Raw genomic sequence first — 21,352 nt, forward strand, 5'->3', positions numbered from 1 at the left:
TAGGCCCTGTGCCGCAGGCAGTCCTGGCTGGCCGCCGACGCCATTCTCGTGCCGGCACACGCCGCGCCGCCTTCGTACTTCCTTATATATATAGCCAAGGCAAGGCTATGCTCGCTCGGCGGCTTGCCTATGGAATGGGTGCGTTTACTATTCGCCTTGTACGCCGCACCTACCTGGAGACGAACACCCTATGCCCCCCGCCATCGCCATGAGCGAAGATATCCTGATCAATGTCACCCCCTTCGAAACCCGCGTTGCATTGGTGGAACAAGGATCGGTGCAGGAGCTGCACGTGGAACGCAGCATCCAGCGCGGCCATGTGGGCAATATCTATTTGGGGCGGGTCGTCCGCGTGCTGCCCGGCATGCAGAGCGCCTTCATCGACATCGGGCTGGAGCGCGCCGCCTTCATACACATAGCGGACTTGCGGGAGAACCGGGGAGAACGCAGCCAGGGGCTCACCCCCACTCCCATCGAGAAGCTTCTGTTCGAGGGACAGACCATCATGGTGCAGGTGGTCAAGGACCCGCTGGGCACCAAGGGCGCCCGCCTGTCCACGCAGATCAGCATGGCGGGACGGATGCTGGTCTACCTGCCCCACGACCCGCACATCGGCATTTCGCAGAAGATCGACACCGAGTCCGAACGCATCCTGCTGCGCGAACGGCTGCAGGCCTTGATGCCGGCCGACGAGAAAGGCGGCTTTATCGTACGGACACAGGCGGAAGGCGCCAACGACGAAGAATTGACGGCGGATCTGGAGTACCTGCGCAAGCTCTGGACCAGCGTGCAGGCCGCCGCTCGGACCCAGCCCGCCCCCGCCCTGCTCCACCAGGACCTGACCCTTGCCCAGCGCGTGCTGCGCGACATGGTGGGCCCCGGCACCGGCGCCATTCTCGTGGATTCCCGCACGACGAGCGCCGCCATGCTCGAATGGGCCCGCATCTATACCCCATCGGTCGTCGACCGCATCCAGCATTACAGCGGCGAGCGCCCCCTCTTCGACACGGCCAACGTGGACGAGGAGATCGCCCGCGCCCTGTCCCGCCGGGTGGACCTGAAGTCGGGCGGCTACCTCATCATCGACCAGACCGAGGCGCTGACCACCGTCGACGTGAACACCGGCGGTTTCGTCGGCGGGCGCAACTTCGACGACACCATTTTCAAAACCAACCTGGAAGCGGCGCAGGCGATCGCGCGGCAGCTGCGCCTGCGCAACCTGGGGGGCATCGTCATCCTGGACTTCATCGACATGGAGGATCAGGAACACCGCGAAACCGTGCTGGCGGAACTGAAGAAGGCGCTCGCGCGCGATCGCACACGGATGACGGTCAATGGTTTCACGCAGCTGGGGCTGGTGGAAATGACCCGCAAGCGCACCCGCGATTCGCTGGCGCACCAGCTGTGCGAGCCCTGCCCCATGTGCGAGGCGCGTGGCAACGTGCGCACGCCGCGCACCGTCTGCTATGAAATCCTGCGCGAAATCCTGCGCGAGGCGCGGCAATTCAACCCCAAGGAATTCCGCATCCTGGCATCCCAGGATGTGATCGACCTGTTCCTGGAAGAGGAAAGCCAGCACCTGGCCATGCTGGGCGACTTCGTGGGCAAGCGCGTATCCCTGGAAGTGGAAAACCGCTACTCCCAAGAACAGTACGACATAATCCTCGTCTAGGGACTGTCCAACCGACAAGCCCCACGCTCATAACAGGTGCGCCTCGGGAATTCACGTCATTGTGTATGAATTGTGTGTCTTAACGATTCGTTTGCAATGAAACTTGAAACCGATGGCGACAAGACGAGCGAGCCGATAAGCTGCGGGCGCTTTGCGGGCGATGGCCTGCATGCGCCCATTCTTTTGCTTTCGGAGGTCAATGATGAAGTCCCTATTCCGTCCGTTCCTGGTGCTGGCCGCCGCGCTGCCGCTTCTGCTGGCCGCCTGCGGCGACAAGGAGCCCGAACAGCGTGCCGCGTTCACGCAGTTCCTGCAGACCCGCATCGTGGACAAGCCCGGCGTGCGGGTGCCGAAGCTGACGGACGAGGAGAAGAAATCCTTTGGCGACTACGCTGCCCATTACGCCGTCATCACCGACTTCAACGCCGGCATGGACGCCTCCGTGAAGCCGCTTTCCGGCATCATGCAGAAGGGCGCGGTGCGCTCGCTGAACGACGTCGTGGCGCGCCGCGACGACATCAAGGCAGTGCAGGTTTCGCTGAACGAAATGGGCACCGCGCTGAAGGCGGAGCAGGCCAAGGCCGATGCCGCGCATGCGCAACTCAAGCAGCCGGAAGACCTGAAGGCCGTGTACGACAAGGCTTATGAAAAGACTGTCAGCCTGCCGGCCGATACCTTCCGCGACACGCTGCCTCAATTGAACGCGACGTTCGACGCCAGCCTGAAGATCGCCGACTATGTCGCCGCGCATGCCGCGCAGATCGATATGTCCGGCCCGATCGTCAAAGTGCAGGACCCGGCCGTGCAAGCCGAGTTGAACAAGCTGCTGCAGGACCTGAACGCGCAAGCGAAGAACGTGCAGCAGGCGCAGACGCGCATGCAGGCCGTCATGGTCGGCCGCTAAGCGGCCAGGGCCATGCCGGCGGCTCACTCGCCGGCCACCGCCACGCGGTTGCGGCCCGCCTCCTTGGCCTGGTACAGGGCGGCGTCGGCCGCCTCCACCAGGCTGGCCTCCATGTCCTCGGCCAGCGGTATCGCAGTCGCGACACCGATACTGACCGTCACGATGCCGGCCCCGTTGTCCTCATGCGGCACGCGCAAGCCAGCAATGGCCTGGCGGATGCCTTCGGCGACCGCCTCCGCGCGCTGCCCGCTGGTATCGGGCAGCAGCACCACGAATTCCTCCCCTCCGTAACGTGCCGCCAAGTCCCGCGGACGCCGGGCCTTCTGCTTGAGCACGAGCGCCAGCACCTTCAGCAATTCATCGCCTTCCTGGTGGCCGTAGCGATCGTTGTACCGCTTGAAGTGGTCTGCATCCAGGAAGAGCAGCGACAGCGGCGCGCGCTCACGGCGCGCGTCCAACCATTCCCGCGCCAGCGCCTCGTCGAACGCGCGGCGGTTCGGCATGCCGGTAAGCCCATCGGTCTGCGCCTGAGCCTCCAGCCGGGCCTCGATCACCTGCCTCTGGCTCATCTCGCGACGAAACAATACGATCAGCGCCACCACGGACAGGAACAGCGCCCCGGTGACCGGCACGACCAGCAACGCGCGGCGCATCCAGGGCGCCATCACTTCGTCGACGTCCATCGCGACGTCCAGGATCAGCGGCGTGCCCTCGATGGTTGCGAACGTGTAGAGGCGATTGACGCCGTCCGGCGACAGCACGCCCACGAACGAACCTTCACGGCGGATCAGGAATTGCTGGAAATCCAGGGACATGCCGATGTCGCTGCCCAGGTCCGACAGGGAATAGGGGTTGCGCAGCAGCACCACCCCGTCGTTGCGGAAGATGGCGATCTCATCCCTCTCGCCAATCGACAGCGCGGCGAAGCGATCGCGGAAATAGGCCAGGCGCAAGGAACCGCCCACGATGCCGGCGAAGCTGCCGTCCGGATTGGACAGGCGCCGGCTGATGGCGATGCTCTCGTCTCCGCCGCGCATGCGGCTGTGGTACGGCCTGCTGACGTACAGGCCGATGTCGTCGGCGTCGCGGTGCACCTGGAAAAAATCCCGATCCGCGAAATTCACGGCGGGAGGATCCAGCGAGCCGGAGTGGTAGCGGATATTGCCGTCCTTATCCACCACCACGATCGCGCCCAGGTACTCGGCCGTGGACGAGCGGTCGAACAGGAAGCGGTGCTGGGTTGCGCGTTCGACGCGCTCCATGCCCGGCTCTCCCAGGCGTTCTATCACCCCTTGCAGCGACAGATCGTAGAGATGCACGGTGCGGCTGATGTCTCCGGACAGCACTCCCGTGATGTTCCGGGCGGACACGTGGGCCGCGTCCCAGGTGACGCGTCGGTCGATCCAGAGCAGCGCGATGGCCGCGGCGCAAATGCCGACCGCGAGCAGCACCGCCAATGCATACAAGGCATGATGAACAAGCCTGCGAGACTTCAATACGGCGCTCCTACGCAAGGGACGTCGGGATATCGCAGCCCATGGCTAGTGGGAATTCATCTTGCCGATAATGCCGATCCCCGGCCTTGGACGCAAGATCCACGCCGAAAAAGGGACGCAGCGCCCAGCCCGCCCTCAGGATGCCGCGACCGCCGCGATGCGGAAGGGAAAGGCCTTGGCGCCCCTGGCCCTGTCGGTCTCGCGGTGCGCGCCGATCGACCACGCGGGCCCCGTTCCGCCCGTCTGCGAAAGCAGCTGGCGCATGGAGCCCGCGGAAAACCCGCAGCGCAAGGCCGTGGCCTGGCGCCGGGCCAGTTCTATACCAACAGCTTGCGGTGTCGTGGAAATCCGATCCGATTGCAGCATGGCAGCCCCCTGGCAAAAGCTCTTCATGGGCGAAGAGTCTGTGCGGATTAATCTACCTTAGTCACCGGGGCTTGCGCGTGAAATGATGCGTAACGTAACGCGAATAAAAGGAAATATTGGCCTACGCCAGCGGACTGGGCGCCGTTTCGGTGGCCTCGCGGTCGGGCTTGTCGTTCTTGCCGTCGGGCGCGCTGCTCATATTGCCGTACAGCAGCGACCGGCCGGCGAACAGCCCGCCCGCCACTTCCAGCTCGAAACGCTCGGTATCCCGCTTGCGGACGTCTTGGGCCACCTCGGCGGCTTCGTCCGCCGGCACCCCGACCACGCGCAGCGCGGCCTCGCCGAACGCCAGCGCCGATTCCAGGGTTTCGCGCACCTGGTAATCCACCCCCTCCTTGGCCAGCGCCAGCGAATGAATGCGGTCATAGGCCCGCACCGCCACCTTGACCAGCGGGAACTCGGCCTTGACCAGCTTGACCATGTGGTTGACCGAGACAGGATTGTCGATACAGATGAGGATGACGCAGGCGTTCTCCGCCCCTGCCGTGCGGAGCATGTCGACGCGGGTGCCATCCCCGTAATAGACCTTGACGCCCCACTTGGCCGCGGCCCGGATCGCGTCGGTGTCGGTATCCAGGATGGAGACCTTCAGGTCTCGCGCCAGCATGGCCTGGGTCACGATCTGGCCGAAGCGGCCGAACCCCACGATGAGCACGCAGCCGTCCAGGTCCTTGGCCACGTCCACGTCTTCCATGGATGGCGCGGGCTTGGGCAGCAGCCAGCGCAGCGCGAGCACGCACAGCGGCGTGAAAGCCATCGAAATGATGACGACCGCCGTCAGCACGGCGCCGGTGTGCGCATCGAATATGCCGGCGGCCGCCGCCGCGCCATACAGCACGAAGGCGAACTCTCCCCCCTGCGCCAGCAGGGCGGCGCGGGTCATGGCCTCGGCATGGGTGGCGCGCAGCGCCCTCGCCACCACATACACGCCGGCTGATTTCACCAGCATGAAGACAATGACCGCCGCCAGGATGAGCGGCCATTCGCGCACGACGGCGGAGAGATCCAGGGACATGCCCACGCCCAGGAAGAACAGACCCAGAAGAATGCCGCGAAAGGGCTCGACCTCCGCCTCGAGCTGATGGCGGAAGGTGGATTCGGACAGCAGGACGCCGGCCAGGAAGGCCCCCATGGCCATGGACAGGCCGCCGAGTTCCATCAGCAGCGCCGCCCCCAGCACCACCAGCAGCGCGGCGGCGGTCATGACCTCGCGGGCGTGCGCCGCCGCCAGCAGCCGGAAGAGCGGGTTGAGCAGCCACCGGCCGGCCGCCAGCAGGGCCAGTATGCATCCCACCGCGATGGCCGCCTGCAGCCAGGGATCGCCATCGCCGTGCTGGACGCCGCCCGCCGGCGCCAGCAGGCTGGCCAGGGCCAGCAGGGGAACGATGGCCAGGTCTTCCAGCAAAAGAATGGACACGATGCGCTGCCCTTGCCCGCTGGCGGCCTCGCCGCGTTCAGCCAGTATCTGCATGACGATCGCGGTGGACGACAGCACGAAGCCCATCGCGGCCATGAAGGCCGCCGGGCCGGACAGCCCGGCCAGCAGGCCGACACCGGTCAGGAGCGCGCCGCAGGCGAGCACCTGCGCCACGCCCAGGCCGAATATCTCGCCCCGCAGCTTCCACAGGCGCGAAGGCTGCATTTCCAGCCCGATGATGAACAGAAACATCACCACGCCCAGCTCGGCCACGTGCAGGATGGATTTGGGATCCGAAAAAAACCCCATGCCGAAGGGGCCGATGGCCAATCCGGCGGCGAGATAGCCCAGGACGGATCCCAAGCCCAGACGTTTGAACAAGGGAACCGCGACAACGGCGGCTCCCAGCAGGACGACGACGTTGACGAGCTGATTGCCTTCGGAAGGCAGGGACATGGAACGCTCCTGGATGCACGGCGAGCCGCGGCGCCTTGGGCGCCGCCGGCCTTGCGCCATTTTCCGGCAATCCGGCGGCTTGGCAATCCGGAAATGCGACAGGAGGAAACGCGCCCGGGCGAGGCCGGGCGCGAAGGGCTGCGGTCAGTCCTCGCGGAACTGCATCTTGTAGAGCGAGGCGTACAGGCCGTCGGCGGCCAGCAGCTCGGCGTGGGGCCCTTGCTCGACGATCTTGCCCGCATCCAGCACGATGATGCGATCGGCGTTCTGCACGGTGGACAGGCGATGCGCGATGACCAGCGTGGTGCGGCCTTTCATCAGGCGCTCCAGCGAGGCCTGGACCTGGCGTTCGGACTCGTTGTCGAGCGCGGAGGTGGCTTCGTCCAGGATCAGGATGGGCGCGTTCTTGATCAGCGCGCGAGCGATCGCCAGGCGCTGGCGCTGGCCGCCCGACAGGCGGGCGGCATTCTCGCCCACGGGGGTGTTCATGCCCTGCGGCAAGCCATCCACGAATTCCAGCAGGTTGGCGGCCGCCAGGGCGTCGCGCACTTTCTGCTCGCTGGACTTGCCGAGCGCGCCGTAGCCGACGTTGGCGGCGATGGAATCGTCGAACAGCACCACGTCCTGGCTGACCAGCGACAGATGCGAACGCAGGCTGCGCAGCGTCAGGTCGCCGATGGGCACATCGTCCACGAGGATCTGCCCGCTGTCGGCCAGCACGAAGCGCGGCAGCATATTGACCAGGGTGGTCTTGCCGCTGCCCGAACGGCCCACCAGGGCGACGGTCTGGCCGGGCTCGACGACGAAGGAAACGTCGTTGACGGTATCGCGGTCGGCGTCCGGGAAACGGTGCGACACGGCTCGGAACTCGACCTTGCCGCGCACGGGCTCGGACAGTTCCCTGGTGCCGGCATCGCCTTCGGGGACCTGGTCGATCAGCGTGAATACGCTTTCGGCGGATACCAGCATCTTCTGCATGCGCGCGGCGACGTTGGTCAGGCGCTTGATGGGATCGAAGATCTGGGCCAGCGCCGCCATGAACGAGGCGAAGCTGCCCACGGTGAGCGCGCCGCTGTTGGCCTGGCTGAGCGCCACGGCGATGACCGCGCCGACCGAGATCGAAATGCATACCTGGGTCAGCGGCGTCAGCGCGGCGTCCGCCGTGGCGGTGCGCATGGCGAACCGGCGCAGGCGGCGGTTGACGAAATCGAAGCGGCCGCGCTCGACCTCGTAGCCGTCGAACAGCTTGATGACGCGCTGGCCGTCGATGCCCTCGCCGACGACCCGGGTCAGCTCGGCGTTCATGTTGACGGTTTCGCGGTTGATGCGGCGCAGGCGCTGGATGAAGAAGCGCGAGATCAGCACCGAGACGGGCAGCATGATCAGGATGATCAGCGTCAGCACCCATGACATGTACAGCAGCACGCAGATCAGGGCGATGACGACCAGGGTTTCCCGGACCAGCACCGTAATGACGTCGGTGGCGTAGCCGGTGACGTTGCCCGCGTCGATCGTGAAGCGGTTGAGCAGGCGGCCGGTGTCGCCCTGCTTGAAATCGGCGTCCGGCAGGCCCAGCAGGCGCTCGAACATGTCGCGCCGCATGCCCAGCAGCACATTGTTGGCGACCCAGGCCAGCAGGTAATCACTGAAGAAGTTGCAGATGCCGCGCAGCAGGATGAGGCCCACCACGGCCAGCGGCAGCGCCCACACGTAATAGGGTTTGGCCCCGGAAAAGCCTCCGTCCAGCAAAGGCTTCATAATGACGGCCAGGACGGGTTGCGTGGCGGCCGCGCCCGCCATCAGCAGGATGGCCAGCAGCAAGCCCTTCCAGTAGGAGCCTACGCGGCTGTAGATCCGCCTCCAAAGTTCGGCTTTGACGGGCTGGGACCCCGCGGGCGCATGGCGTGCAGCAGAATTCAAAGGGATCACTCGCTTTTATACAATTGTGGCGAGAATTGTACCGGCTGCGCGCAGACGCGCTGCCCGGACCGCCCCTCTTAGCCCTAACGCGCCCAGCGCCCATCCATGTCCGATATCAGTTGTCTGTACGTCCGGTTGCCCAATTGGGTGGGCGATGTCTGCATGAGCCTGCCCAGCCTGCGTGCCCTGCACGCCAGCGGCCTGCCCCTGGTGATCTGTGCCCGTCCCTGGGCCCGCGACCTCCTCGAGGGCGTGGCCAAGCAGGATTTCATCCCCATGCGGGGCAAGGTCGGGCCCGACCGCGCGGCCGTCAGCGCCCACCGGCGCGCCTTGGGCGCCCAGGGCCGGCGGGCGCGGGGCCTGCTGCTGCCCGACTCCCTGTCCAGCGCCCTGGTGTTCCGGCTGGCTGGCGTGCCCTCGGCGGGCTACCGCGATGACGGCCGCAGCTTCCTGCTGCGCTGGCCGGTCTCCAAGCCCGACGATTCCCTGCACGCCGTCCAGTCCTGGCATTACCTGACGCGCGAAGCCCTGAGGCGCTGGGGACTGCCCAGCGGCCCCGCCGAACCTGGCCCGACCCTGGACCTGCCCCTGACCGCCGCCCACCGCGATGCCGCCTCCCTGGCGCTGGAAGCGGCCGGGCTGGCCGGCAAGCGTTTCGTCCTGATCGCCCCGACGGCCACGGGCCTGCACAAGGGCAGGATCAAGGTCTGGCCAGGATTCGATACACTTACCCGCGCCCTCCAGGCTCTGGGCCATACCGTGGTAATGTGCCCCCCTCCGGCCGAGACCGAGGAAGCCCGGCGCAATGCGCCGACGGCGCTGCTGCTGCCGCCCCTGTCCCTGGGCGCCTTCGCGGCGCTGACGGCCAGGGCCGCACTGGTGATTTGTAACGATTCCGGTGTGTCGCACGTCGCGGCGGCCGCCGCCGCCAGGGAGCTCACCCTGTTCGGCGTCACCCGCCCCGGCCGGACCGGGCCGTGGTCGCCTCGAGCGGTGTGCCTGGGCGCCGAAAACGCCTGGCCATCGGCCGAGGAAGTCGTGCAACAGGCTGAAACCCTGCTGCACGAGACGCAGTAATCAGGATTTGAAATGCCCCTTTCCAGTTATCTCGCAAATCTGATCATTCCTTACAACCTGTGCATGACCCTGGTCGTGATCGGACTGGCGCTGGGCTGGGTCCGGCTCCGCAAGACCGGCGTCGCCCTCATCGGGACCGGCCTGCTGTGGGCGCTGTTCTGGTCGCTGCCGGCTACGTCGCTCTGGCTGGGCGGAGCGCTGGAGTCCCGCTACCCGCACTTGCCTCCCGCGGAATCCCCGACTGCCGACGCCATCGTGGTGCTGGGCGGCAATACCGCCAACGGCCGCGCCAACTGGTTCCTGCCCTACGACAAAGGCACCGCTATCGTGCGCATCGATACGGCCGCCGAGCTCTATCGCGCGGGGCGCGCGCCCAAGGTCCTGCTGTCGGGCGGCGCGCTCGAAGGCGATGTGAGCGAGGCCCGGGGCATGGCCCACAACATCCGCCAGCAAGGCGTGCCGGAATCGGCGCTGATCCTGGAAAACTCCAGCCGCACCACGTACGAAAACGCCGCCCTGACCGAAGACAAGCTCAAGTCGCGCGGCATCGGCAAGATCCTGCTGGTGACCTCCGCGCTGCACATGCCGCGGGCGATGGCGGCCTTTTCCAAGCAAGGGGTGGAGGCCATCGCGGCTCCCACGCCGCCGCAGATCGTGGCGCCCGCGGACGGCTCGCTTGCGCTGTGGCTGCCCGACCAGCGCACCTTCGACGCCAGCCGCTCGATCATCAAGGAATACGCCGGCCTCTTCGTCTACTGGCTGCGCGGATGGGTATGAGCGCGGCAACGCTCGCCTGCCGGCCCGGTTGCGGCGCCTGTTGCATCGCGCCGTCGATCACGCGGCCGATCCCCGGCATGCCGCAGGGCAAGCCGGCCGGCGTGCCCTGTATCCAGCTGCTGCCGGACATGCGCTGCGCGATATTCGGCCAGCCTTCGCGCCCCGATTTTTGCGGCGGGCTGCAGCCACAGGCCGAGATGTGCGGCGCCGACCGCGAGCATGCGATTTACTGGCTGGGTGAACTGGAGCGGATGACGGCGCCGGCGGGGTGAGGGGGCGTGGGTGTCAGACACCCGGGAACGCCGCTTCAGCTTGGGCGAGTGTCTCGTGGGGGTGTCAGACACTGGGCCGATGGGTGTCAGACACCCGGGAGCGCTGCTTCAGCTTGGGCGAGTGTCTCGTGGGGGTGTCAGACACTGGACCGATGGGTGTCAGACACCCGGGAACGCTGCTTCAGCTTGGGCGAGTGTCTCGTGGGGGTGTCAGACACTGAGACCGGCGCTGGCCGGGTGTGTGGGTTGCGGTCAGGGGCGCTCGGAGAGCACTTTTTCGTATAGCGCCTCGTAGCGCGCCGCGACCGCCTCCCAGCTCTGGTCGCGGGCGATCGCCAGGCCGCGTTCCGCCAGGGCCGCCCGCAGTTCGGGCTCCGAACCCAGCCGCTCCAGCGCTTGCGCCAACTGGGCGCCGTCGCGCGGGTCCTGCAGGATGAGCGCGTCCTTGCCTGCGGACAGATACTGCGCGAAGCCGCAATAAGCGGGCGAACTCACTACGACCGGCAAGCCATGCGACATCGCCTCCAGGGGCGCCATGCCATAGCTGTCGTTCAGCGTGGGGTGCGCATAGATGTCGGCCGCGCTGAAGTAGCTGGCGACGTCGGGCGTGGGATCGACCAGCGATACCCGGCCGGCGACGGCGCCTGCGGCGCGCACGCGCTCGCGCGTGGGCTCGTCCGCGCCCACGACCAGCAGCTTGTATTGCGGCGGCAGCTTGCCCAGCGCGTCGAGCAGGGCCGGCAGGCCTTTACGCAAGGGATTGCGGGCGACCAGCAGGCAGCCGACGGTATCGGCGCCCCACCCCAGGCGGGCGCGGGTCTCGTCGCGCCCTTGCTTTTGCGCGGCCGTGGGCAACTTGACCCCCGGCGCGATGATGTCCACAGGCAGTTGCGGGCCATAGCTGCGGTGCAGCTGGTCCATGATCAGGCCGGAAACGGCGACCACCCGGCGCGCGGGCGCCGTGCGCACGCGGAACCATTCCAGTAGCAGGTAGGTGGCCAGGCGCGGGCTGAGCCAGGCGGTCAGGCGCTGCAGCGGCTTGACGCGTGTGAGTCGGTTGTAGCGCACCGGAGTGACATGCATGACCTGGATTTCACCGGCCCAGCCGTTCATGTGCGAATGCACGATGTCGTAGCGTCCGCGGGTGAGCCGGTCGGCGCGCCAGGCGAAATACAGCACCCGCATCCAGCTGGGCAGCCAGCCCGGGAAGCGCACGGGCAGGAAGGAAAATGGCAGCTCGCTGTCGAAATCGCGCGCCACGACGGACACGTCATGGCGCTGGCCGAGCACGCGCATCAGCTCCACGCCATAGGCTTCCGCGCCTCCGAAGCGATTGCCGAAGCGGTCGACCAGAAGCGCGATGCGGAGCCGCCGCTCAGCGGCGCCGGCGGGTGTCTTCATACCGGGTCAGGCACTTCTGCAGGAAACGGACGATATGGGTGGAGCGAGCCACAGTCACCCGGGGCAGCCCGTAAGGATCGTCGGAAGCGCCCGCCAGGCCGCGCTGGGTCAGCGTGGCGTTGTCGTATCCGGCCTCGCGCACCATGGCCCGGTGTTCCGGACCGTGATCGCCATAGGGATAACAGAAAGCGGTGACGGGCGCGCCCAGCGCCTGCTCCAGTTCGTCCTTGGATTCGACGATCTGACGGCGGGCTTCCTCGGGCGCCATTTCAGGCAGGTGGACGTGGTCCAGGGTGTGCGAGCCGACCTCGTTGCCCGCCTGCGCCCATTCCCGCATTTCGGTCACGGTCATCAGCGGCGAGAACGGGATGCCTTTTTCCAGGTCCCATACATTGCCGCCATCGAACTGGCGAGCCACGAAATAGTTGGTGGCGGTGAAACCCAGTTCGCTCAGTACCGGCATGGCGTTGTGGTGCACGTTGCGGTAGCCGTCATCGAACGTGATGCCGAACACCTTGCCCTGCCGTTCGCCGCGCACGTAGGGCATGACGTCCCGCATGGACAGGCCGCGATAGCCCAGCCGGCGCATCCAGCGCATCTGCCGGGCGAAGCTGGAAGGGTGCACCGTCAACCCGCGATACGGCGTGCCCTTGGGGTTGGGTTCGCCGATCTGGTGGTACATGAGTATAGGGATAGACATAGGGACGGATTATAAGGGCCCCCACGCTGCGCACGCTACGCGTGCTTGCTGCCCCCCGAGGGGGCTGCGCCGCCTTAGGGCGGCCTGGCGGCGGCGCGGCTGTCTTTATGGAGGGCGTCGAAACAGTCGATCACCCCCGGGGCTGCGCCGCCTTAGGGCGGCCTGGCGGCGGAGGGATGAAGCCCCCACGCTGCGCACGCTACGCGTGCTTGCTGCCCCCCGGGGGGGCTGCGCCGCCTTAGGGCGGCCTGGCGGCGGCGCGGCTGTCTTTGTGGAGGGCCGAGGCGGTCGACCGCCCTCTTCCCCCGGGGCTGTCCAGCCTTGGGGCGGCCTGGCGGCTCGGGTGCTGGACGGCTCAGGCCAGGGTGCGTTGGTAGACGTCCAGTGTGGCGGCGGCGAAACGTTTCAGGTTGAAGTCGTTCACGCTGGTTTCCCGGGCCTTGGCGCCCATGGCGCGCAGGGCGTCGGGGTGGTCGAGCATGAAGCGCAGCCTGGCGGCGATGGCGGGCACGTCGCGCGCGGGCACGATCCAGCCGTTCACGCCGTCCGCAACGTTTTCGGGCAGGCCGCCTGCGTCGCTGACGAGGGCGGGCAGCCCCAGGCTCATGATCTCGCGGCAGGCGAAGGACAGCGCCTCGCGGTAGGACAGCACGAAGCCGGCATGGCAGGCCGCCAGGGCGGGCCGCACGTCGTCGAGCAGGCCCGGAAACTTGACCTGGTCGATCATGCCCAGTTCTCGCACCCGGGCGAGCTTGGCCTCATTCGGCGGATCGCCAGCGACCATCAGCAGCACCCGCGCCTTGTCGGCAGGCGGCAAGGCGGCGACGGCCGCCACCAGGTCCAGCCAGCCCTTGTCGTAGTCGGTGCCGCCCGCGCTGCCCAGCAGCAGCTTGTCCTGCCAGCCCGGCCCGAAGATGCGGGTCCGCAGTTCGTCCAGGCCTTCCTGCGCCGGCGGAGAAAAGTAGTCGGTGTCGATCCCATGGCGGATCGTGGTGATGGGGCGCTTGCCATAAGGCGATCGCGCCATCAGGCCATGGACGTAGTCGCTGACGGCGATGCCGTGGTCGGTGGCCAGCGCCACCCGCAACTTGTGCCCGAAACTCGTCAAGGGATGATCGTTGTGCTTGGTGAACACAATGCGCGGCCGCCGCGACATGCCCAGGGTAGCCAGCATGACCTGCTTGTGGTCGGCCGAGCCGTTGGAATGGATGATGTCGTAGCCGCCGTCCTTGATCAGCCGGCGCAGCCGCGCGCGGTCCTTGAACCAGGACGACGGGCGCGTCGTGTACTGCATGCCCTCGACCCGCACGCCGGGGATGGCCTGGGCGTAACGGTACAGCCGGCTGGTGGACGGCACCGCCACCGTGATCTGGTGGTCCTTGGACAGCGCCTTCGCCAGATTGATGATGTAGGTGACGTGCCCCCCGCCGTTGCCGCCGTGGAAGTTGGTATAGAGGATCTTCACTTTTTCTTGTCGGCCAGGAACATCAGCTTCGAATAGCGGAAGAAACTGCCCGCGGCCGCGGTGACTGCCAGGACCAGGCCGTGCTTGCCGTCCAGGAAGCCGCGCCGGATCAGGTAGATCCGCACGAAGGTCCAGAACCCGTGCCCCAGCGCGCCGAAAATCGACGTGCGCCGGCCCTTGGCGTACATCATGGCGGCGGCGTCGGACGAGTAGCGGTTGACCTTGTTGATCAACGCGTCCAGGTTGTCATACGGATAGTGATGGAAATAGCCGCGCATCCTCAGGGGCTGGCCATTGGCCGGCACCACGCGTTCATGCACCGCGGCGTCAGTGAAGCGCGCCCTGCCGCGCTTGAACAGGCGCAACACGTAGTCCGGCCACCAGCCGCTGTGGCGGATGTCGCGGCCGCAGAAATTCGACAGGCGCGCGATCTCGTAGGCATCGGCCTGCGGGGCGTCCAGCACTTCCTGGATCTCCCGGGCCAGCTCCGGCGTGACGCGCTCGTCGGCATCGATGGAGAGCACCCAGTCGCCCGTCGCCAGATCCAGCGCGCGGTTCTTCTGGGGCCCGAAGCCCGGCCAATCGGAGGTGACTTCGACCCGGGCGCCCAGGGCTTGCGCCAGCTCTACCGTGCCATCGGTACTGCCCGAATCGACGACGATGAACTCGTCGGCGAAGTCCACCGACTTGAGGCAGGCGGCGATGTTGGCCGCCTCGTTCTTGGTGATGATGATGACTGATAACTTCATCCGCGATTCCTAAGACGCTTTTTCCAAGCCTTCCAGGCATGGAAGCGCGGCCCCCAGAACGGGTCGCGCGACAGCCAGATGCGCCGGTTCAGCCAGGAACCGCCCTGGTTGCGCACCGCGAAACGGTATATGTGCCCGGGATCCGCGCCGGGGGAGTTCTGGCCGAAAGGGTCGGTAGTGTACAGGTGGCGGAACCCCGCCTCGCGGGCCGCGTCCACGTAGTCGGCGTCGAAATAGCCCTGTGGCCAGCAGAGATGGTCGCTTGCCTGGCCCAGCCGGCGCTCCAGCGTTTCCCGCGAGTCCCGAAGCTCCTGCGCGATATGCGCGCGCTTGGCGTCCGTATCGGCCCCGCAGACCTTGTCCCAACGCGTGTGGGTATGCGTATGGGAATGGAATTCGAAGGTGCCCGCGGCCCGCATGGCCTCGATCTCGCTCCAGCGCAGCATGGCCTCGTCCGCCCGTCCCGCCGCCACCAGCTGCTTGCAGGCGTCGTGGTCCGGCGTGGCGGGCAAGGGACCGCCCTGGCCTGCGTGCGGCCGGACCGGCCCGTCGCCTATCCAGCCCGTGATGGTGAACAGGATGGCGCGCATTCCGTGGCGGGCCAGCACCGGATGCGCGTGCACCCAGTTGTTCAGGTAGCCATCGTCGAAGGTGATCAGCACGGACCGCTCGGGCGCGTCGCCGCCCGCCAGGTAGGCCGCGAACTGCTCGGCCGACAGCGATTGGTAGCCGGCGCGCGCCAGGCGCGAAATCTGGGATTCGAAGACGTCGGGCGTCGCCGCGATCATGCCGCCCGCGGGCGTGACGTGGTGGTACATCAGCACCGGTACGTTGGGCGCGTTCATCCCGCGCGCTCCGCCAGCCACTTGGTGTAGACGGCCTCGGTGGTTTCCGCCAGCCGGGCGGGCGAGAACACGCCCTCGTCCCAGACCATCTTGCGGCCGGCTTCGCCCATGCGGCGGCGCAGGCCGGCATCGTCGACCAGGCGCTGCAGCGCGTCCGTCAGGGCGCGGGCGTCCTTGGGCGGCACCAGGATGCCGGTTTCCCCGTTGCGGAACATCTCGGACACGCCGCCCACGTCCGTGCCGATGACGGGCAGGCCGCTGGCCTGCGCCTCGACATAGACGGTGCCGGACGCCTCCTGCTGGGTCGCCAGCGCAAAGAGGTCGAAGCCCGCCAGCAGATTGGGCACGTCGCGCCGCATGCCCATCAGGTGGATGCGGTCCTGCAGCCCGCGTTCGGCCACATAGGCCTGCGTCTGCTCGAACACCGGCGAGCCTCCGCCGACGAACACCAGATGCAATTTGGGCCGGCTGGCCATCAAGGGCGCGATCGCGTCGATCAGGTCCTTGTGGCCCTTGGTCGCGCGCATGACGGCCACACAGCCCACGACGATATCGTCATCGGCCAGGCCGAGTTCCTCGCGCAGGGTGGAGCGTTCGACCGGCGGGGGCAGCACGATGGGCGAATAGACCGTCGCCACCCGTTCGGATGGCACCCCGCGGTCGATCAGATGCTGGCGCACGTGGTCGCTGACCGTCGTGACGCGGTGAGGCAGGCGAGTGTAGGACCATAGCGAGCCCACCTTGTTGGACAGGTGGCGCGTGCGCACGATGAGCGGCGTGCCCGCCAGCCGGCCCGCGGCGGCCGCGATGACCGTATCCCGCCGGCTGTGCGTGTTGAGCACGTCGAAACGCCCTTCCCGCAGGATGCCGCGTATGGTGGCGATGCCTTTCAGGTAGTTCGCCACGCCGTCCATTTCCAGCGTATGCACGGTGAAACCGGCCTCCGACAGGCGTTCCGCCAGCAGCGCCTTGGGCTGGCAGATGGCCTCCATGTGGTGACCCCGCGCGCGCATGGCGGTCATCTCTTTGAAGATCCGCCCTTCCTGGCCGCCGAAACTGGTGGCGGCCTCCGAGTGAACGATACGCAGGCTACGCATCAATAAGTCACCTCGACCCCGTCCGGCTTGGTCCATTCATTCAGGTTCGCCAGCAGCGTATCCGCCATGCGGACCCGCCACTCCTCGCCCAGCCGCACGGTGCACAGGAAATTGTTCTTGGAATAAACGATGTCGACGGGCACGCCGGGAATGCCGTTCTCGGGTTCGGCCCGGAACGGGTTCAGCATCTGCCGCAAGCGGACCGCGTCGGCGCTGCCGTTGAGCTTGACGCGCAGCGACTTGGCCCGCGCCTCGCGGGCCAGTTGCAGGTCATAAAGCTGCTCGGCCACGATGCGCATGCCGCCGGAATAATCGTCATTGCTGACCTTGCCCTGGACAATGACGAGCTGGTCCTCGCGCAGGCGATTGCGGTGCTTCTCGTAGAGTTCGTTGAAGACCGAAATTTCTACCTGCGCGGTGCCGTCGTCCAGCACGGCGAACACCATCTTGCCCCGGCGCGTCATCATGACGCGCACGCTGGCCAGCACGCCGCACATCCATTGCAGGTCGCGCTGCGGCTCCACGCGGGCCAGCTGCATGGGCACGATGCGCCGCACCTCGTCGCGCCAGGCGTCGAACAAGTGCCCGCTGTAGTAATAGCCCAGGGCGGTCTTTTCTTCGGTGAGCTTCTTGTGCAGGTCCCAGGGCGGGACCTTGGCCAGCTCGCCGGCCACCACGTCGCTGCTGTCGTCGCCGAAGAGCGAGGCCTGGTTGGCGCTGCGGGCCGCCTGCTCGGCGGCTTCCATCGCGGTGGGCACCGACGCCAGCATGGCCGCCCGGTTGGGTTCGATGGTGTCGAAGGCCCCCGCCTTGATCAGGGCTTCGATGGTGCGGCGGTTGACCGCGTGCTTGCTGACGCGGCGGCAGAAGTCGAACAGGTTGAGGAACGGGCCGCCTTCCTTGCGCGCGCGCAGGATGTCTTCGACGGCGCCCTGCCCCGTGCCCTTGACGGCGCCCAGGCCGTAGCGCATGGTGCGCGGCGGTTTGCCGTTCTTGGTGTGCTTGTCGGCCACCGGCTCGAAGCGGTAGCCCGAGAAGTTGACGTCCGGCGGCAGCACCTCGACGCCGTTGTCCTGGGCGTCCCGGCAGAAAATCTGCACCTTGTCCGTGTCGTCCATGTCGGAGGACATGGTCGCGGCCAGGAACTCCGTCGGATGGTAGGCCTTGAGCCATGCCGTCTGGTACGAGATCAGCGCGTACGCGGCCGAGTGCGACTTGTTGAAGCCGTAGCCCGCGAACTTCTCCATCAGGTCGAACAGCTTGACCGCCAGGTCGGGATCGTGGCCCTTTTCCTTGGCGCCCTTCTCGAACAGCTCCCGGTGCTTGGCCATTTCCTCGGGCTTTTTCTTGCCCATGGCGCGGCGCAGCAGGTCGGCGCCGCCCAGCGAATAGCCGCCGATGATCTGCGAGATCAGCATCACCTGTTCCTGGTAGACGATGACCCCGTAAGTGCTCTTCAGGGTTGCTTCCAGGTCGGAGTGGAAGTAGTCGACCGCGGCGCGGCCGTGCTTGCGGTTGACGAAGTCGTCCACCATGCCGGATTCCAGCGGCCCCGGACGATACAGGGCCAGCATGGCGATGATGTCTTCGAACGTGTTGGGCCGCAGCTTCTTGAGCAGTTCCTTCATGCCGCGCGATTCCAGCTGGAACACGGCGGTGGTGTTGGCGTCGCACAGGATCTTGTAGGCGGCCGGATCGTCCAGCGCCAGGGCCATGACGTCGAAGTCGCGCTTGTCTTCGTTGAACTGGCGCACGTAGCGCACGGCCCAGTCCAGGATGGTCAGGTTGCGCAGGCCCAGGAAGTCGAACTTCACCAGGCCGGCGGCCTCCACGTCGTCCTTGTCGAACTGCGAAACCGCGCTGTTTTCCTGACCGGGCTGGCAATACAGCGGGCAGAAGTCAGTGAGTTTGCCCGGGGCGATGAGCACGCCCCCGGCGTGCATGCCGATGTTGCGGGTCAGGCCTTCGAGGGGTTGCGCCAGGTCCACCAGCGCGCGCACTTCCTCTTCCTGCTCGTAGCGATCCTTGAAGGCCGGCTCGTCCTTCAGGGTCCGTTCGAGCGACCACGGATCCATCGGGTTGAACGGGATCAGCTTGGACAGGCCGTCGCAGAACATATAGGGCATGTCCAGCACGCGGCCTGCGTCGCGCACCACCGCCTTGGCGCCAAGCGTGCCGAAAGTGGCGATCTGGCTGACGGCCGCGCGGCCGTACTTTTCCTTGACGTAGTCGATGACCCGTTCGCGGTTGTCCTGGCAGAAGTCGATATCGAAGTCGGGCATGGAGACCCGCTCGGGATTCAGGAAGCGCTCGAACAGCAAGTCGTAGCGGATGGGGTCCAGGTCCGTGATGCCCAGCGCGTAGGCCACGAGCGAACCCGCGCCCGAACCCCGGCCCGGGCCCACCGGCACGCCGTTGTTCTTGCCCCAGTTGATGAAGTCCTGCACGATCAGGAAGTAGCCCGGGAAGCCCATCTGGATGATGGTCTTGCATTCCCAGCGCAGCCGCTCGTAGTACTGCTCGCGCTTGGATTCGCGCTCGGCGTCGTCGGGGAACAGGAAGCGCATGCGCTTTTCCAGGCCCTCTTCCGACAGCTGGACGAGGTAGTCGTCCAGCGTCACGCCCTCGGGCGTGGGGAAGTTGGGCAGGCGCGGCTTGCCCAGCACCAGGCTCAGGTTGCAGCGCTTGGCGATTTCCACCGTGTTGGCCAGGGCCGAGGGCACGTCGGCGAAGCGCCGGGCCATTTCCTCGGAACTGAGCAGGTATTGCTCTTTGCTGAAGCGGCGCACGCGGCGGGGGTTGGCCAGGATCTCGCCTTCGGCGATGCAGACCCGGGCCTCGTGCGCCTGGAATTCGAATTCGTCCAGGAACTGCACCGGATGGGTGGCCACCACCGGCAGGCCGGCCTCGGCCGCCAGGCGCATCGCGGCCTGGGTGTAGGCCTCGTCGCCGTCCATGCCGGCGCGCTGCAGCTCGATGTAGTAGCTGCCCGGAAACAGGTGCGCCCACTGGCGCGCGAGCGCCAGCGCCGACACGGCGTTGCCCGCATCCAGCGCCTGCCCCACGTCGCCCCCGCGCCCGCCCGACAGGACGATCAGGCCGTCCTGCCCCTGCAGCCATTCACGCCGGATTTCGGCGCGGCCCTTGCCCTGGTTGGTCAGGAAGGCCTTGGTGAGCAGTTCGCACAGATTCAGATAGCCCTTGTGGTTGCGCACCAGCAGCAGCAGGCGGAAAGGCTTGGCGGGATCATCGTCGTTCGACAGCCAGACGTCGCAGCCCGCGATGGGCTTCACGCCCGCGCCGCGCGCGCCCTTGTAGAACTTGATCAGGCCGAACAGGTTCGACAGATCGGTCAGCGCGACGGCGGGCTGGCCCAGCTTGGCCACGCGCTTGATGAGATCGGGAATGCGCACGATGCCGTCCACGACCGAGAACTCGGAGTGAACGCGCAGATGAACAAATGGGGACGGGTTTGTTACGGCTTCGGACATAGGCGGAATTGTACCGGGCAAAGCCGGCGAGCCGGACGATTCGAAGCGGCCAGTCAGGTGGCCTGTGTAACAATAGCCCTTGAACGTGACTTACCCATTGCTGCACGAGATTTACGTATGAAATGGCTAATCCCCGGGATCTGGCTGGCCGCCATCCTGTTTGCGCACTTCCGCGGCCGCGTCAGGCTGCCGCTGGGCCGGCAACTGCTGGACCACTCCGTGCTGCTCGCCCCCATCAACGCCTTCATGGTGCTGGCTTCGCGCGTGCCGCCCACCCCCTACCTGACGACGAGCGAGATCGCCGAACTCAAGGTGCTGGACGACCACTGGGAGACGATCCGCGAAGAGGCCGTGCAGATGGCCGAGCTGCGGCGCATCAAGGCCGCCGACACCCACAACGACATCGGCTTCAATTCGTTCTTCAAGTACGGCTGGAAGCGCTTCTACCTGAAGTGGTATGACGCGCGCCACCCGTCTGCCGAAGAACTCTGCCCCAAGACGGTCGCCATCCTGAAGACCCTGCCCAAGGTCAAGGCCGCGATGTTCGCCGAGCTGCCGCCCGGCGGCCAGCTCAACCGGCACCGCGACCCGTTCGCCGGGTCCCTGCGCTACCACCTGGGCCTGGTCACGCCCAACGACGACCGCTGCCACATCATCGTCGACGGCGAAACCTATAGCTGGCGCGATGGCGAAAGCGTGGTGTTCGACGAGACCTACGTCCACGAAGCCTACAACCGCAGCGAACAGAACCGCATCATCCTGTTCTGCGACGTCGAGCGCCCGCTGAAATGGCGCTGGGCCGAGGCCTTCAACCGCTGGTTCGGCCGGGTGGTGATGTCGGCGGCCAGTTCGCCCAACGACGGCGGCGACCAGACCGGCGCCATCAACAAGCTGACGCACGCGCACTGGGTCATCGACCAGAAGCGCAAGGCCTTCAAGGCCTGGAACCGCAACGTCTACAAGGCCACCAAGTACGGCCTGATCGCCCTCGTCATCCTGGGGTTCCTGGCGCTGTAGGGGGCACAGGACGAGGGTTCGGGCCAGTGTCTGACACCGACGACAGCACGCAACGCTCGGGTGTCGTCGGTGTCTGACACCCGGGGAAATCCACTTTGACCGGGCGAGCATCCCATAAGGGTGTCAGACACTGCTCTGCCGGGGGTGTCAGACACTGCTCTGCCGGGGGT

At 66.6% G+C, this 21,352-nt stretch carries 17 protein-coding genes; 6 read left to right on the forward strand and 11 right to left on the reverse strand.

The features are described from left to right. Positions 1-208: 208 nt before the first annotated feature. Together rng and JL37_RS11405 are read left to right on the forward strand one after the other, a co-directional pair. Positions 209-1,672 (forward strand): ribonuclease G, encoded by a 1,464-nt coding sequence (gene rng, locus JL37_RS11400; protein WP_043544345.1) that lies wholly within the window; start codon positions 209-211, stop codon positions 1,670-1,672. A gap of 202 nt (positions 1,673-1,874) precedes the next feature. Next, on the forward strand, positions 1,875-2,576 hold the full coding sequence (locus tag JL37_RS11405) for a DUF3053 domain-containing protein (protein WP_043544184.1): 702 nt from the start codon (positions 1,875-1,877) through the stop codon (positions 2,574-2,576). Positions 2,577-2,599: 23 nt separating this feature from the next. Here JL37_RS11405 and JL37_RS11410 read toward each other — a convergent pair whose 3' ends face one another. The 4 genes from JL37_RS11410 to msbA all read right to left on the reverse strand — a co-directional run bounded on the left by JL37_RS11410 (position 2,600) and on the right by msbA (position 8,291). Beyond that, positions 2,600-4,072 carry a sensor domain-containing diguanylate cyclase gene (locus tag JL37_RS11410; RefSeq protein WP_043544185.1) on the reverse strand — a complete coding sequence of 491 codons (1,473 nt, stop codon included), beginning with the start codon at positions 4,070-4,072 and terminating at the stop codon, positions 2,600-2,602. Between the two features lie 135 nt (positions 4,073-4,207). Continuing rightward, the gene (locus tag JL37_RS11415) at positions 4,208-4,438 is read right to left on the reverse strand and encodes a hypothetical protein (RefSeq protein WP_043544187.1); all 231 of its coding nucleotides are present in this window, start codon (positions 4,436-4,438) and stop codon (positions 4,208-4,210) included. Positions 4,439-4,559: 121 nt separating this feature from the next. Beyond that, a complete protein-coding gene (locus JL37_RS11420) occupies positions 4,560-6,371 on the reverse strand; it encodes a monovalent cation:proton antiporter-2 (CPA2) family protein (protein WP_043544188.1) in 1,812 nt (603 codons plus the stop codon). Between the two features lie 144 nt (positions 6,372-6,515). Further along, complete coding sequence (gene msbA, locus JL37_RS11425) at positions 6,516-8,291, reverse strand: lipid A export permease/ATP-binding protein MsbA (protein WP_043544189.1); 1,776 nt, start codon at positions 8,289-8,291, stop codon at positions 6,516-6,518. A gap of 105 nt (positions 8,292-8,396) precedes the next feature. Here msbA and JL37_RS11430 point away from each other — a divergent pair, with 105 nt between their 5' ends. Genes JL37_RS11430 through JL37_RS11440 form a run of 3 tightly spaced genes read left to right on the forward strand, consistent with a single transcriptional unit; the run spans position 8,397 to position 10,417 of the window. After that, positions 8,397-9,368 (forward strand): glycosyltransferase family 9 protein, encoded by a 972-nt coding sequence (locus JL37_RS11430; protein ID WP_043544190.1) that lies wholly within the window; start codon positions 8,397-8,399, stop codon positions 9,366-9,368. A gap of 12 nt (positions 9,369-9,380) precedes the next feature. Beyond that, entirely contained in the window at positions 9,381-10,145 is a 765-nt protein-coding gene (locus JL37_RS11435) for a YdcF family protein (RefSeq protein WP_043544192.1), read from the forward strand. After that, positions 10,142-10,417, forward strand: coding sequence for a YkgJ family cysteine cluster protein (locus JL37_RS11440; RefSeq protein WP_369798544.1), 276 nt, complete (start codon positions 10,142-10,144; stop codon positions 10,415-10,417). The genes JL37_RS11435 and JL37_RS11440 overlap by 4 nt, the downstream gene beginning before the upstream one ends. A gap of 252 nt (positions 10,418-10,669) precedes the next feature. Here the strand turns inward: JL37_RS11440 and JL37_RS11445 are convergent, their stop codons facing one another. From JL37_RS11445 to dnaE, 7 genes are all read right to left on the reverse strand, one after another. Further along, complete coding sequence (locus JL37_RS11445) at positions 10,670-11,818, reverse strand: glycosyltransferase family 4 protein (RefSeq protein WP_043544195.1); 1,149 nt, start codon at positions 11,816-11,818, stop codon at positions 10,670-10,672. Further along, positions 11,793-12,518: a polysaccharide deacetylase family protein gene (locus JL37_RS11450; RefSeq protein ID WP_156124285.1), complete on the reverse strand. Its 726-nt coding sequence runs from the start codon at positions 12,516-12,518 to the stop codon at positions 11,793-11,795. The genes JL37_RS11445 and JL37_RS11450 overlap by 26 nt, the downstream gene beginning before the upstream one ends. A 355-nt stretch (positions 12,519-12,873) precedes the next feature. Further along, positions 12,874-13,983, reverse strand: a complete 1,110-nt coding sequence (locus tag JL37_RS11455; RefSeq protein WP_043544197.1) for a glycosyltransferase — start codon at positions 13,981-13,983, stop codon at positions 12,874-12,876. Next, entirely contained in the window at positions 13,980-14,732 is a 753-nt protein-coding gene (locus JL37_RS11460) for a glycosyltransferase family 2 protein (protein ID WP_043544198.1), read from the reverse strand. Before JL37_RS11460 ends, JL37_RS11455 begins: the two co-directional genes overlap by 4 nt. After that, positions 14,729-15,577, reverse strand: a complete 849-nt coding sequence (locus JL37_RS11465; protein ID WP_043544199.1) for a polysaccharide deacetylase family protein — start codon at positions 15,575-15,577, stop codon at positions 14,729-14,731. The genes JL37_RS11460 and JL37_RS11465 overlap by 4 nt, the downstream gene beginning before the upstream one ends. Next, positions 15,574-16,674, reverse strand: coding sequence for a glycosyltransferase family 4 protein (locus tag JL37_RS11470; RefSeq protein ID WP_043544200.1), 1,101 nt, complete (start codon positions 16,672-16,674; stop codon positions 15,574-15,576). Before JL37_RS11470 ends, JL37_RS11465 begins: the two co-directional genes overlap by 4 nt. Next, positions 16,674-20,165, reverse strand: a complete 3,492-nt coding sequence (gene dnaE, locus JL37_RS11475; RefSeq protein WP_043544202.1) for a DNA polymerase III subunit alpha — start codon at positions 20,163-20,165, stop codon at positions 16,674-16,676. The genes JL37_RS11470 and dnaE overlap by 1 nt, the downstream gene beginning before the upstream one ends. A 117-nt stretch (positions 20,166-20,282) precedes the next feature. On the opposite strand from dnaE, the gene lpxO reads away from it, so the two are divergent. After that, a complete protein-coding gene (lpxO, locus tag JL37_RS11480; protein ID WP_043544203.1) occupies positions 20,283-21,182 on the forward strand; it encodes a lipid A hydroxylase LpxO in 900 nt (299 codons plus the stop codon). Positions 21,183-21,352: the final 170 nt, after the last annotated feature.

Source organism: Achromobacter sp. RTa (assembly GCF_000757485.1).
In the GTDB taxonomy this organism is placed as follows: Bacteria; Pseudomonadota; Gammaproteobacteria; order Burkholderiales; family Burkholderiaceae_B; genus Achromobacter.